Origin of the sequence: Nitrosomonas sp. Nm84 (assembly GCF_003201565.1) — a bacterium.
GTDB lineage: Bacteria > Pseudomonadota > Gammaproteobacteria > Burkholderiales > Nitrosomonadaceae > Nitrosomonas.
Map to the genome: position 1 here is coordinate 62474 of NZ_QJJP01000010.1, position 15062 is coordinate 77535.

A 15062-nucleotide genomic window follows, 5' to 3' on the forward strand; every position below is an offset into this window, starting at 1 on the left:
CTTTCTATAACTCATGACGACACTATCAGTTAAACGCTTGCTTGGCCGGATTTTACGGTTGATTGTTCGAGACTCACAAAAGCAAGAAGCAATCAAGCAGTGGGTAAGGCGCGTTCGTTCTTCATTAGGCATGCGCAAGCAGAGCTGGTTCGACAACGGCTATCTTCACCTTCCGGAAGTCCAAATAAAGCCGCAAGGAACCATTCATAGTGCAGTGCTTCGCGCTATTGCAGTGTCGCCTCAGTACGTTTTTGCGCTTGAACAGCTGGATCCCCCAATATCGGCCCCTATCGTAAATGAAGCAGATGATAGGCGGCTGACATTTTGTTGCAACATTTGCGGTGCCACGAATACAGATGTTGCACTCAATCTTGTCAGCGACCGCGAAGCGCCATCTTGTAAAGAATGTGGATCAAGTCTGAGAGTACGTTCAGTGATCGATGCATTGACGTCGGAAATTTTCGGTGAAAGTCTTCCGCTGTCTTCCGCACCGCTATCCAAATCGATTCGTGGCGTGGGTATGAGCGACTGGGAAGGCTATGCCAAGCCGCTGGCAAGAATATTTTCCTATCATAATAGTTTCTATCATCAGGAACCGAGGCTTGACATTACCAATGTTCCGGAAAGCGAATTTGAGAAATATGATTTCTTGATTTCCAGCGATGTGATGGAGCATGTTCCCAACGACGTCGACAAGGCATTCGCCTACATGGCTAAAATGCTGAAGCCGGGAGGATTCCTGGTGTTGACTGTTCCCTACAAGCCTGACGGGGATCACGAAGAATTTTATCCGGATCTGCATGAATATCGACTAATAAGCACTGCCGGAAAGACATTCTTGTATAACCGCACGTCTGAAGGTGTCGAACAGATCTATGATAATTTAGTTTTTCATGGTGGCGATGGATTTACGTTGTTCATGCGCATGTTTTCCGAAGCAGGCCTGATCAAGATTCTTGAGAATAGCGGATTTGACGGCGGCATCAAGATCTATCGCGATGACGATCCCCGTTATGGGATTGTTTGGCCTATCTCCTGGTGCCTTACGATTGTGGCACGCAAAGCTCAGCATGCCGGCTCCAATCCCGGTTGAGATGCGGTTTATCTTGATTTTGTCCGTTTCTTGATCTGCGCTTTGGCGCAAGAACCGCGCGGCAGCCAAGACATCATTCGAAGCAAATCCAGGCTGGAGCACGCCCGTTGACGCTGAATTTCTTTTCTTCGGACTAGCTGTGAGCGGATTTGTTTAAAAGCGTCGGTTTTAGCGCGCAGATACAGTCTGAGACGACCAGAGGCAGCAAAGAACAACCCCATAAAAAGTATCATGACCAGATGTGCCGGCAATAGGAAGGGTATGAGTGGGCCGGGCACATTCTTTATGAATGTCCAGGTGAGGTTACGGTGGCCATGATAAATCGAAAAATCGCTTGAGCGGCCTGTAATGGCTGAACCAACATGATGGACTTTCGCATCGGGTAATAACACGCTTTTCCCGCCAGCTAGCCGTAAGCGGAAGCCAAGATCCACATCTTCCGAATAAGCAAAGTAAGTTTCGTCAAAGCCGCCTAATCGGCGATATGTCTCGGTGCGGTATATCGCAGCCGCTGCACATGCTGAGAAGACTTCTACCGGATATTTGGGTGCGATGCAGCAAGGAGCGCCATGACCATTGCGCCAATGCAGCCCGGAAATATGATAAGCATCGCCGAGTCCATCCAATTGTGATGGATGATTTGCATCAATCAACGTACAGGCAAAGCAATCCACATCCGCTACTTGGTTGATGTTGTTTACGAGCACTTCCAAACATTCCGGTTCCGGGTAAGCGTCAGGATTCAATAAAAATAGCCACTCGCCTTTAACATGGTTTTTTACAGCAAGATTATTGGCGCAGGCAAATCCAATGTTGTCGCTCAACTGTACTAAGTGGCACGGAAAAGGCACATTCTCTGTCGCACGCCAGGAACCATCCTGGCTATGGTTATCGACGACAATCACTTCAAAGTTTTTGTAAGTTTGCTGTGATAACGCTGACATCACTTTGAACAGCATAGCACCAGCGTTATAGTTGACAATCACGATGGAGAAGAAAGGATTCTTCATTGATGAGCCATGTGGAACAATGCGCGGTTAGTCAATATTTTTTATTGCATCACACTAGAGGGACAGTAACAGGCTGTTAACTCACAATGCCGCGGCCACAGTAATGATCGTCCAGCACCAATGTGCCGAGAATGTCTTTTTCTGCGTGGGATGGGTGTTCGATAAACTCGTCAAACAAAGCAGTTGCAATATCCGGCGGAACTTCGAAGTCACTGACCAATTGATCTCGTATGGTGATGGATTGATTTACAAAATCCATAATGCCGCGCCTGATTTCCGCGCGTGTTGTCATAGACTGGCGTTCTTCGTCGGCTAATTGACGGAATTCGGGAATAATATCTCCCGAATCTGTCTGCCGGTAGCACACGATTTGTGCATCATCAGAACTTAATAGTTTTTCCAGAGAAAAGCTTTGTAAGAATATTGGCGATCGACTTATCTTTGGATTAATGTGATGAGCAAAGTATCCCTGAGTGATTGCACCATATTGTGCGGATACCTTCTGCGCACGTTCTGTGGTCATCAGGTAGTATCCATGCACTGTCTTATTTATTATGCGATTAAGATAGCCTTGAATAGTCGCAGCATAGCCGATATCCACAATGGCGGATGCAGAGGTTGCATTTAAGCCTAAGTTGTCGAGATAAGCCAATAATCCGGGACGTTCAAGCTGCGCATGGGTCAAAATGCGTGCTTCCAGGGCTTGCAATACAGGTATGAGATGATCGATATTTTCATTATCCACGGAGACCAGTTTGTTTTTTGGCCACAATCCTTGCCGTGCAAGATCTTCACATTCCTGATGGGATAGCTTCAATCCATAGCGTTCTTGTATAAACTCGGATAGATGGTTTGGAAAGTATAGTATGCGCGCGATTTGAAGGATATCGTCAAGATTGGAAATCATGGGAACAGTCACCGCGCGGCGGGAAAGTACCAGGTACTCGGAAGCGATGGTATTGGCATCATTGGATACCCATTGATCGTACACTATTTTTAATAATTGTCCTTCGCGTGCGAGAAAATACAAGCGCTGCATACCGTCGGCAGCAGCCTTTGCCGCCAGCCACTGTACAAATGCCAGCACCACAGGTCCGGCAATGGTGAATCCAACTGCCCAAGGTGTGGCAGGGACGAGATCGGCAGGATCGAAATGCGGGAAAAACACAGGATGAAAGTTTGCTTGCGCAATCGTACCAAGGGTGAGCTGCCGGTTGAGATCATCGTTATATAGCGAACGCTCGATGAGTGGCCCTAGGCGGGGAATGGCTCGTGCCAGCTCAACGGGCCGCATGACATGCAGGGATCTGATACACATATCTCCAGGTATCTGAACATCGGAGCGTTCGTTGTCTCCAATCATCATGATTTCACCTGGGGACACATTTTCATGAATCAACAATTGCCGATAAAAATCACCGGTATCTTTTCGAGAACCGTTATCGGAAGATAAATAAAACGCATGCCATCCGCTGATGCCGTGGCGCGTTAACATCTTCTCGATAACCAGCTTGGGTAGGTACATATCACTGGCTAATACGACGCGCTTGCCCAGAGTAAGCGCGAGTTGCAGCAGAGCAATGACTTCCGACCGCGGCGTAACGATTTCTAGCTCAATGGTTTCCTCAAGGTTGCGCAATGAATTGATAGCCTCGAGCGAGAGTCCGGAAAGGCTGGAAAATTCTGCAAAAATGGCATCCAGGCCAATATCGCGCCCGGCTTTCTGGCGCGCCTGAATTTCTGCAAGGGCGCGTAACTCAAGATAAAGTCTGCCTGTTTCGCCACCGGCACGGTGGGCGACCATATTTTTAATGCTTTCGGGATTAAGGAGCGGTCGCGTCAGCAATGTGTCGAAAATATCAAAAACGACTACACGCAGGGCCGGATCGGCCAGCATCGCATGGATGTTTTCCTGTCTGCGCAGCAGATATTGCTCAAAATGCCAGCGAGACCAGCTATTGGACTGGGGATCGTGAAGAATGACGCTGTCGAGTCCGGATTGTCTGGTTACCAGAACGAACAGGCGCTCGAGACAGTGTGCCAATGTGCCATCGTTTTGTCCGGCTTCTTCAGCAAAGTCTTCAATTTTGATATGTGCATTGAATAGCGGCTGCAGAGCTTCTGTACGGGCCCAGAACATCGATCCAGCAGGGAAATCAAAGTAGCCCCTCGGGATGGTGATACCCAATTTATTGCACCAGATGCTTCCATATGTCTGATTGGAAAGCCATGTGTAAACATAGTATGGTAATTCTGAGAAGTTTTGAGGGTAAACACAGCCAACAGCTTTTTCTCCAGAGAGAAGCGTAAAAATTCTCTGTATCTGTGATTCACTTCCCAGCAGATTTGTGAGCAAATATTTTCGCCACCCGCTAGTGAGTACGCTGTTATGCAATGATTTTTTGCTATGGACATGTGCAATATAATCATAGTGCTGTAATGCTTCGCCAAAAGTGCAGAACATGGGTGCGATGTCACGCCCGCGATTGGGTACGATGGTGATGGTCAGTTGCCCCAATCGGGATAATTGGGAAAAAGCCTGCTTGCAGATTTGACTGGATGCCTCATCAGGTGTTGAAACAAACAAATCAAATTGAAAAGGCATATTATCGAAAAATTGCGCAAACTCTGCTGCCAAATCCGCATAAAAGATATGCGCGTGGATTGCAATGCGTCCGGCTGGTGGTGTGGTCAATGGAGCAATCGTGGAAAGATCCACCATTCCTGCCAGAAAACCGCAAGAATCCATAGCCCGCTGATTTGTAAAACCAGTTCTATTTGCACGCCATAACTCATAATTCCCCAGCCCGGAGAACAGCGGACCGGCAATGCGATAAATCATGTGCAGTACATGATTGCGCCAACGTGCCGGAAATTGCCAATAGATGATCTTCAGTACAGGTAAAATTCTACGGCGCAAGCCATCCCATGCTTCGTGATACTGTCCGCGTAGTATTCGAACCAGGAATCGTAAAGGGGCTGTGATTTTCCATGAAGTTGACTGAAATAACTGCTGAATGGTTCTATTCAGATCAATGATCGTTCTACGTAGCTCGTTGATGGTTTTATTTAAGCTATCAGTGGTTTTATGCAGACTATCGATGGTTTTATGCAGCGCTTGCTCACGATAGTTACTGGCAAGCGTTTCTTGCTCGAGGCGGTGATGCAAAGCAACGATCTGCTGTTCCTTATCGGCTGATTGATTCCGGACATCCGCGATAAGATTTTCTCTATATTCAATGAGATCATCCAGTTGCGAGCCGGTTAAAAGCATCTTCCATTTGTCGAAAACTTTACCCCGGGATTTCTTGACCAGTCCCTTATCATATTGAAGCCCCATGCCGGAGTGGCCATAATTCCGGTAAATGGCTGTAATTTTATCGACATGCAGTAATTTACTATGTTGCGTAAGCTGAATCCAGAAATCCCAATCCTCAAAGATTTCAAGATTTTCGTCAAAACTGCAATGATCGATTGTGACCAAGGACTGCTCAAACAACATGGCGTGTATCGGAATAAAATTCCTTCCCCAAAGCCGATGCGGATCGAATGGTTCGTTAAATTGAATGGTATTTTCGAGTTGTCCATTGACATAGTATTCAACATGCACGCCGGCATATGCACCGCGAATTCCCGGATGATTCTGCAAAGCCGTAACCAGGGTTGCGATATGATCCGCATAAAATAAATCATCATCATCCAGGAAGATCAGATAGTTTCCCTTGGCTGAATTCAAGCCGATATTGGCGGCACTAGTGCGGGTGAGCGATCCGTCACTCGCGATAAGCCGGATTGGAAACCTCCCGCACCATTCGCCGACTTCTCGATGATCCGCACCTTTGGCATTGACGATGACCACTTCAATATTCGGATAAGTCTGTAAGGTAATCGAGTCCAGTGCATCGGATAATGTGGGGCGATCCATACTACGAATAATGACGCTGACCAGCGGCATGTCGTTGCTATCCAGCACGAGCCCCAGGTCTTTCTGGCGCGTGTGTTCCGACTGATAAAGTTTGAGCGGATCACCGGATAATTCCTCGGCTGAGATCAGGGTATAAGCTTCTGCCGCTGTTACGCTAGCAGGCAGGGTATATGTGCGATAACGATTCAGTGCGGCAATATGCAAGTCATAGCGCTGTTTTGCATTCTGTGACTCAAAACATGCCATGGCGGCTGCCTTGCGTGCAGTCAGGTCACTGATATCGAGCAACTGATTGGGACGCAGTGGTATGCCCACTTCATACAAGGCCACGCGTACTGTTGTTGTGCCGATTCTTCTGATGGCTTCGACAACAGCCATTCCCAGCATGCGGTGGTCCGGGTGCATCTCGAAAACGGATGGCGCATACACTAAGTCGGCGCCAGTTTCGCGAATGGCGGTCAAAATTTCCTGTACCAGTTTTTCGCTGTAACAAACTTGCCGGTCCTGGTAGTACCAAAAAACAGGTATACCGTAGCCAAGGATTTGGGCGGCGGCGATGCTTTCATTCTGGCGCTGCAAGGTATATTCGAAAGTTTTATCTTCGCTGACACCAAATGCGCCATCGGAAACCACAATGACGTGTACCGGAACTCCCTGTTCAACGTGACGCATAATGGCACCACCGCAACCGAAAACTTCATCATCCGGATGGGGAGCGAACACAAGTGCCTGTGTGCAGGGGATATTTTTGACAGCTTGATAAGGAATGAGCTTATTTTCCAAGAAATTCTCAGCTTTAAGGTTGGTATTGTTGTGTGATGTGGTGTAACAAAGGTAATTATTTTACTCTGAATAATTCGCGGATTTCTAACAGGCGTTGAAAAACGATTGAGCCTGTAGCGCGATGATTTAGCGAAAATCCATATCGCCGCTCATCAGCCACCAATGATCTTTTAGTGTTTCTGGGGCAGGGCCGTCACTCCAAATGTTAGTAGGTATACGAATATTGACTGGCTGTCGGGTACCGCCAGCTACTGCAAAATAGTCGGCGAAATTTTCAGTAATGCGGCAAAACACGCGTGCAGCGCCATGAGCGCCGGCTAGTCGTCTGGCATGCGTAATCAGCAGCGGAATTTCGGCTAATGGCGCGATGACATCAACGATTTCGCAACCTTCAGGATCGTAGCGTAATACCATCACTCCGCGTGCGCGCGCACTGAAGCGATTTTTTACCAATATGACCTGGTAATGTTGGGTAGGGTGGTCAAGGTAGCGGCGCTGCAGATACTGCCAATCGCGTATTCCGACGATTGCCGTATGCAGATCTGCAGCCATACGTTGCCAACATGCATTGACAGCGGTTGCTGCGAATGCGGCTCGTGCTTGATCAATCAAATGCAGGCGCGTTCTCCATAATGGAAATCTTGATCGGATTTTCCATGAGAATTCAACCATGCGCCCGACCTCGGCATATAATTTAAGTAGCTCGGCTACTTTCATGTGGCGGTCGTTTGGGAAGCCAAAGCCGAGTAAATAGGCTTTACCATAGCCGATGTAGCGTTCTAGGAAGGTTGCCGTCATTAGGAAAAACGGCCCTTTTTTAGTGAGTATGCCGCGCTCGTTCGAATCTACCATGACATCCCCAATCTGTACGGCGGTTTGGGGCTGGCCAAAGAACAAGATTTTCCGCGGAATACCACCGTAATGTGCGATCAATTGATTATTCCGCCAAACACCAATTCCACGCCCTAAATTCGAGTCATATTTCCACTGCCAAGTGGCTGGTGTCATGTCGTGATTGAATGTTTTCTTAAATAAACCGAGCATTTCCGGAAGTTGTTGTTTGGTTAAAGCTTGCAGCCGCCATTTGGGTAGCGTTTTTTTTCTGAAGTGCAACAAGGCGTAACAGGAATAATGTTCATTGCGATTCTTTGGGTGATTAGCCTGGTTCGATGCGTCTAATCGAGTCGCTTGTTCAACGGTCAAGGCGATGTCTTTGATCACGTGCTGCTGATGAACTGTGATGCCGTGTGATCGGTAATCCGGTGTATTTGTTGTCATGGAAGATAAGTCCATGTGCTCAATTAACTCAAATCCCAATCGCTCGGCTAATGCAACGATACTGCTGAGCAAATAAAGCACTCGTATATCTGCTTGATCGTGTTTGAGTGCAAATTCGTCGACAATGATTAAATCACCGGATAGCGGCAATAAATCAAGTGATTTATTAAAAAGCACCAATGGTTCGATATATTGCGCTGATTCCAGTAGTACAACTGCATTGAAGCTTGCGGGTGGAGCATCGCAATTTTCCAGGGAACGGCGACGTGAGGAAGCTTTTGAGTCCGGGAGGTCTTGTAAACCGGTAATTTGCTGTGCGTCGGGGTTGAGGCTGCGAATATCATAGCCGTGCTGGGACAATAGAGCGGTCATATTGCTTGAGCCGGTATCGATTTGCAGGACACGACAAGGCGGTGCAGGTAACCGTGTGATCAGTAGATTCGTTAGGAACTGTTGCGTTGCTTGCGGATTGGTTTTGTCATGTTGAAACGATTCATCAATATGACCGGTTTGCATCAAATTATGATTAGCTGTTTGGGTCATTATGAGTTAAAAAATTGTTGTTTTCCCATTGATGAGGAATTGAGAAATAACCTTGCAAACGGCCCGTCTGCTTGACCTGTAACACAGCTATGCCTTCAGCTGAATCATAGACATGTAATCCGCGTTCGCACAATAAATAAACATTAATGAAATACTCGCCTTTTAATAACGGCAATTGATCCAGACTGAGGCAAACGTGCCCTGAGCCTTCGAGTGTGCGCTGTGAAGTAAATTGATCTTCCCAGGTTGCAGCACTGGTGATGGTTCGCCCATCCTTGGTTTGCAACGTCATGGCTACGTTAGGGCAAGGCAGTTCGGGATCGGAAACAAAGGCTACCCACAGCATGATGCTGGATTCACCACTGACGGCCACGGCGTGCTGCGTATTGATGCCGTCCACCTGAAGCTTTACTTTGTCCAGATGTGCGCTGCCCAATGCATATTTGCTGTCCGGGATCGGTGCATCGTTGTGAGCGATAGGGGGAGCGGGCGTCGAGTTTTGTGTGCTTTGATCTAGAAAAGCTTGATAAGCGGATACTACCTGGGCGGATTCTCCATCCAAAACAATTTGACCTTGATTAATCCAAATGGCCCGGGCACAGAGAGATTCCACTTGAAACAGCGAGTGCGAGCAAAACAAAATGGTTTTTCCTGCATCGCGTAGTTGCATGATGCGGGTAAATGATTTGCGTGCAAACGCACCGTCGCCGACAGATAGCGCTTCATCAATAACCAGAATATCCGGATCGACATTAATTGCGACAGAGAACGCCAAGCGCACATACATGCCACTGGAATAGGTTTTAACCGGTTGATCAATGAAATCACGAACACCGGAGAAATCAATAATGTCCTCGATGCGATCAGCAATTTCCGCTGCACTCAATCCCATGATCGCCGCGCTCATTAACACATTTTCCCGTCCGGAGAATTCGGGATTGAATCCGGCCCCAAGTTCCAACAAAGCAGCCACACGGCCGTTGACTTGCACCTCACCGTGGGTGGGTGTCAACGTGCCGCAAACCAATTGCAGCAGTGTCGATTTTCCCGAACCGTTTTGACCCACGATGCCAACGACTTCTCCGCGTTTCACTGTCAAGTCAATATCGCGTAATGCCCATAGTTCGCGATAAAACTGACGTGCACCCCACCATTGATGCGGCCATAGGAATTGTTTTAAACGATCTTTGGGGTGTTGGTATAACTGATAGCATTTGGACAACTTAAAGGCATTAATTGCTACCTCAAAGCTTGCTGAGTTAGAGGACATCTGCAAACCCTTTCCGTGTTTTTTCGAACCACATCAGGCCAGTCCATGCAACCGACAAAGCAATCAGGTAATAAACAATGAGACCGAGCCAATCCGGTGATTGGCCGTGTAAAATCACTCCCCGCGTTTGCTCGATGATAAAGGTCAGGGGGTTGAGAAATAAGTAATCACGAACAGATTCCGGTAATGCCGATGCAGGATAAAAAATAGGACTCATAAACAGCAATACGGTCAGGATCAAGCCGATGAATTGCCCGACGTCACGAACAAAAACCCCGATTGAAGCCAGTAACCAGGATAGGCCCATAATCAGCAGTAGGAATGGAAAGACAATAATCGGTAAATATATCAGCGTCCAATGGATTGGGTGATCAATGATCAATAAAAAGATCAGCAAAACCAGGAAACTGATTCCTGCATGAAAAAGCGCTGAACCTAGCGCTACCCAGGGTAGAATTTCCAGTGGAAAAATGATTTTCTTAACATAGTTCACATTGGCAAGTATCAATCCCGGTGCGCGTGAGACGCATTCGGAGAATAAGTTGAATAGGATCAATCCAGCAAATAATAATAAGGCAAAAGCAAATTTGTCATCATAAATACCGGTTCCTTGATCTAAGCGCACCTTGAACACCACGCTGAAGACAAATGTATAGACTGCCAGCATCAAAATGGGATTGATGAATGACCATAGCAATCCCAGGAATGATCCTCTGTATCGGCCAATAACTTCCCGCTTGATCATTTGTAAGATCAGCGGGTAGTGCTGCGTTAAGCTACGAGAGATTTTAAAAAATGGGGTTTTGAACAGATACAAAAAATTGAATATGAAACTTTAGAGTTTGGATGAAATATTATCGCAGATTTTTATGGGAAATAACCATAGTGAAGTAGATAGAATCATTTTGTGGTTGATATAAACTTGTAGTATGTGCGTTTCCGCACGTTTATGAGTTTTGTTTTAATGTTATAGTGTTGTTGTAAAAGAGCAACATATTGATCGGAAACTTGAGTAGTATACTTGCAAAGCGTATAGGTTTTGGGCAGAATGCAATGCAACTTGGCTTTTGTGGTATTTTCTGCTAGGAAGAATGTAGGTAGCGCAGAAGTTACATAGAAACAAAGTGAAAAACTTGCAAGTAATTTACTTTTGTAATTTTATTTTTAATTTATTAATAAGGGAGCTCCCATGGCTATAACACCAGAACAACGCGATGATATTCTGCAAGTAGTTGTAGGTTTATTCAATGGATCGCCAGATGGCAATACTTTGACTGAATTATCAGACTTGGTTGAAAGTGGTGTCTCAATTGACGACTTGGCTGATTTGCTGGCCGCGCATTCTGCATTTAGAGACAATATCCTGGCAGGTAACGTAACGACAGATGATCAAGTGGCTATTCTGATGAATCACTTTGGTCTTGTGGCTGATGATGATGAAACAAGTGCAGGTTCTCAAGCTGAAGCATACTTTGCGCAGAAACTTGGTGATGGCGAAGGATTCGGAAAAATTGTTTTTGATGCAGTAACATTCCTGACAACAGGTAATCCTGCCCCAGAATTTGCAGACACAGTAGCTTTGCTGAACAATAAAGTACTGGTTGCAAAATTGTATGCACAATCAAATCCTTCTGATGACATCAGTGCAATGCTGTCAACTTTGGCTGGAGTTTCAGCAAGTACGCCTACCACCGAAGCCGAAGCACTGGCTTATTTGGATGGTATCGGACAAGGTCCAAATCCTGGTACTAGCGACAGTCTTATTTTCGGTGCTGACGCTCTGACGGGAACGTCAGGTAACGATACCTTCAATGCCGGCATTGTGAACAATGGTGCAGGTACCTTGGTTGAGAGTCTTGAAAGCGTTGACAACATTGATGGAGGTAGCGGCAAGGATACATTGAATGCTACGCTTGACGGAGGAACACCTGCTCCAACATTGGCAAGTGTCGAGGTTGTTAATATTCGCGCCGTCACTAGTTCAACAGTTGATTTTGCAAATACCTCCGGTGTTCAACAGATTTGGAATAATGGTTCGTCAGCGGGTCAAACTTTAACCGTTAATGCTGCTTCAATTGCGGCAACTTTTGGTGTTAGAAATACTACTTCAACGACAGCTATTGATGTTGCTGATGATGTGGCAACAGGCACGGAAGATACTTTGGCACTGTCGGTGGCTGGTGCGGGCAAAAGCGATGTGCCGACACGCGCTGCTGTAACGTCAGCTGACTCAGCTAACATCGAAGCAGTGAGTATCGCTGCGGCAGGTGAAAACTTTCTTGATATATCGGGATTTACTGCTATTACGACATTGACGGTGACAGGAAAGGGATCACTGGATGCATTGGTCGGTGCGACTGCACTCACAACAGTTGACGCTTCTGCTAATAGCGGCGGTGTTACCGTTGACCTGTCAGCTGCTACGCTTGATTTGACAGTGACAGGCGGTTCTGGTGACGATGACATTACCTCAGGCACTGGAAATGACACGATTGATGCAGGTGCCGGTGATGATAGAGTTGCTTTTGCAGCAGGCGAGCTAACTGTTGATGATACGGTTGAAGGTGGTGACGGAGATGATACGATAGCGGTTGATGGTGCAGACACTGGCGCATTGGATAATGCATCGCAAACAGGTTTTGAAGCGCTTGAAATAACCGGTGGCACAGCCACTGTTGATGCTACTGGATTTGACTTTACCAAGATTGTACTTAGCGGTACAGCTACGGCATTAACTGCTAATAATTTTGAAAATGGCACGGTTGAAGTGAAAGTGCCAGGCGCAACTGTTACTAACGTTACTGTTGCTTCTGTCGGTGCTGAGGATGCCCTTGGTCTGGTAGTGAATGCCGAAGCGGCTGTGACACTCGCTGCAGTGGATATTACTGACGTAGAAACTGTGAACGTGAGCACAACTTCTGATCTCGACGATACTACATTTACTACAATTGAAACCGATGGTGTTACCGCATTGACTTTTGCTGGTGCGGGCGACGTGATCGTTGCTGCTGTTACCGATGCAGATACGGCAAACGATGCAACTACCAAAATTGCCACTGTGGATCTGACTGCTCAAACGGGTATTTTTGAAATGGTTGCGTTGGGTTACGGCACTACCTATAAATTAGGTAATTCAGGAGACGTTGAATTAAATGGTGCTGTAAATTCCCGCGATACATTTGAATTTACTACCGCATTTGATAATGAAGTATTGATCACTAGTGGAGAGTTTGGTGGTGATGTTAGCGATGATAAGATTGATTTATCAGCGTTGGAGGGACTTACGGGTATCGATGATCTAACATTTACCAATAATGCCGGTGATTTGGAAATTACCAGCGATGCATTTGATGGTACGATTGTGTTAGCTGGAACCATAGCTAATGATGTGAATGTGAATGACTTTATATTCTAAGAGTTTAAGTGTGTGAGTGAAACTTGCAATTTTTACTCACAAGTACCACTTAAATAAATAGAAGTTTAAATTGGAAGCCGCTCTTGGGAAACTAAGAGCGGTTTTTATTTTGGGGATAAAAAAACAACAGATTCTCTTAGAACCAGATGCGTGTTTCTTGCTGAAGGCTAATAATTAATAATACCGTTCTGTTATGTCATATATTGATAGATCTGGCGACGATTGCAGAAAGCACAGAAGGATGCTCTTTCGCTGAAGCTATAGACACTCAACTGGTTTCCAAGAGTGATTTTATGGAATTTATTAAATGGAGTGTCGGTTTAGCATTAGGACAAATGGCTGTTATCGCGACACTGGTGAAGTCGCTTTGATAAAAAAGAGACAGAGAATTACTCTGTTTTCAATTTATAAACCGGTTATTTCTGAATTGAGCTGCTGACATATCAGCAATGGATCTTGAGCCTGAGTGATTGGTCTACCGATTACTAAATAATTTGCACCGTTCAGAATAGCCTGCTGTGGTGTTGTAATTCTCTTTTGATCATCAACTTGGCCATCGGATGGGCGGATACCGGGAGTCACCAGGCAGAAATCACCACCCAGTAGTTGGCGTAAATGCGCCGCTTCCAGCGCCGAACAAACCACGCCATCCAGTCCACAGCTATCAGTCAATCGCGCCAAGCGTTCTACAATTTGCTGAGGCTTGCCTTGCAAACCAATATCATCAATATCATCCTGATCCATACTGGTTAGTAAAGTGACCGCAATCAGTTTGGTGGTTCCCTGAGGTATTGCACTGCGTGCAGCCATTAACATTTTCCGCCCACCGAGTGCATGCACATTCACCATCCATACACCTAAGCTACTGGCGACTTTGCAAGCGCTGGCGACGGTATTGGGGATATCGTGAAATTTTAGATCAAGAAAAATATCAAAGCCTTGCAGCATCAATTTTTCAATCAGCTGCGGACCTGCTGCGGTAAAAAGCTCTTTGCCTACTTTCAATCGGCATACACTGGGATCCAGCTTTTCAACCAGCCGTAAGGCATCGATTGCTCTGCTGAAGTCGAGTGCAACAATGATGCGAGGGGCATTCATTGATGAAGCTTTTTGACTATTTGTTTGAGCGGTAGCTGCAGCGAGCAAATAGGAATGTGATTAAGATACCTAGTGCGAAGAATATCAAAAGCGCAACACTGAGCGGTAGCTCGATTGATTTATCCAGGTAATATTGCAGCATGATAGGCTGTGAGTTTTTGGAAGCAAAAACAGCAAGGATCACAAAAACTACAATACGCAAAAGCCATGCGATTAGATTCATCATGATGAGTTTAGCCCGTACGAAGTTAAAAGGTATTTATATATTTATTTAACATGCTTGAGTTAATGAAATTTGGGTAATCAGATGACTGGAACATTTATCTAACTACCCAAATTTATTAATTTTAGATTATTATTTTCCGCTCTTATAATCAACACGTTCGCGCATTTCTTTACCTGCTTTAAAATGTGGAACATATTTTTCAGGCACTTTGACCTTATCGCCCGATTTTGGGTTACGGCCGACGCGCGGAGGTCGATAGTTTAGATCAAAACTACCAAACCCGCGGATTTCTATACGCTGACCTTGGGACAGGCTTTTTGCCATCGCATCAATAATTGTTTTGACAGAAAGCTCAGCGTCTTTGGTAACCAATTGCGGGAAACGAGCTGCGAGTCGAGTAATTAATTCGGATTTCGTCATG

At 46.0% G+C, this 15062-nt stretch carries 10 protein-coding genes; 2 read left to right on the forward strand and 8 right to left on the reverse strand.

Annotated features, from left to right (window positions below; all coding sequences use genetic code 11):
- The first annotated feature begins 13 nt into the window (after positions 1 to 13).
- Positions 14 to 1093: a class I SAM-dependent methyltransferase gene (locus C8R34_RS06975; protein ID WP_110339188.1), complete on the forward strand. Its 1080-nt coding sequence runs from the start codon at positions 14 to 16 to the stop codon at positions 1091 to 1093.
- Between the two features lie 8 nt (positions 1094 to 1101).
- On the opposite strand, the gene C8R34_RS06980 is transcribed toward C8R34_RS06975, so the two are convergent.
- The 5 genes from C8R34_RS06980 to C8R34_RS07000 form a co-directional block, all read right to left on the reverse strand.
- Positions 1102 to 2103 (reverse strand): glycosyltransferase family 2 protein, encoded by a 1002-nt coding sequence (locus tag C8R34_RS06980; RefSeq protein ID WP_110339190.1) that lies wholly within the window; start codon positions 2101 to 2103, stop codon positions 1102 to 1104.
- Between the two features lie 76 nt (positions 2104 to 2179).
- Positions 2180 to 6811 (reverse strand): rhamnan synthesis F family protein, encoded by a 4632-nt coding sequence (locus C8R34_RS06985; protein WP_110339192.1) that lies wholly within the window; start codon positions 6809 to 6811, stop codon positions 2180 to 2182.
- Between the two features lie 126 nt (positions 6812 to 6937).
- On the reverse strand, positions 6938 to 8605 hold the full coding sequence (locus tag C8R34_RS06990; RefSeq protein WP_258364404.1) for a GNAT family N-acetyltransferase: 1668 nt from the start codon (positions 8603 to 8605) through the stop codon (positions 6938 to 6940).
- A 10-nt stretch (positions 8606 to 8615) separates the two neighbouring features.
- Positions 8616 to 9902, reverse strand: coding sequence for an ABC transporter ATP-binding protein (locus C8R34_RS06995; RefSeq protein ID WP_110339196.1), 1287 nt, complete (start codon positions 9900 to 9902; stop codon positions 8616 to 8618).
- Complete coding sequence (locus C8R34_RS07000; protein ID WP_110339198.1) at positions 9892 to 10647, reverse strand: ABC transporter permease; 756 nt, start codon at positions 10645 to 10647, stop codon at positions 9892 to 9894. Before C8R34_RS07000 ends, C8R34_RS06995 begins: the two co-directional genes overlap by 11 nt.
- Before the next feature lie 444 nt (positions 10648 to 11091).
- Between C8R34_RS07000 and C8R34_RS07005 the strand changes: the two genes are divergently transcribed.
- Positions 11092 to 13317 (forward strand): hypothetical protein, encoded by a 2226-nt coding sequence (locus C8R34_RS07005; protein ID WP_110339200.1) that lies wholly within the window; start codon positions 11092 to 11094, stop codon positions 13315 to 13317.
- A gap of 405 nt (positions 13318 to 13722) precedes the next feature.
- Here C8R34_RS07005 and pyrF read toward each other — a convergent pair whose 3' ends face one another.
- The 3 genes from pyrF to C8R34_RS07020 form a co-directional block, all read right to left on the reverse strand.
- Positions 13723 to 14415: an orotidine-5'-phosphate decarboxylase gene (gene pyrF, locus C8R34_RS07010; protein ID WP_110339202.1), complete on the reverse strand. Its 693-nt coding sequence runs from the start codon at positions 14413 to 14415 to the stop codon at positions 13723 to 13725.
- A 16-nt stretch (positions 14416 to 14431) separates the two neighbouring features.
- A complete protein-coding gene (locus C8R34_RS07015) occupies positions 14432 to 14641 on the reverse strand; it encodes a lipopolysaccharide assembly protein LapA domain-containing protein (protein WP_110339204.1) in 210 nt (69 codons plus the stop codon).
- Positions 14642 to 14770: 129 nt separating this feature from the next.
- The gene (locus tag C8R34_RS07020; RefSeq protein ID WP_110339206.1) at positions 14771 to 15061 is read right to left on the reverse strand and encodes an integration host factor subunit beta; all 291 of its coding nucleotides are present in this window, start codon (positions 15059 to 15061) and stop codon (positions 14771 to 14773) included.
- Position 15062: the final 1 nt, after the last annotated feature.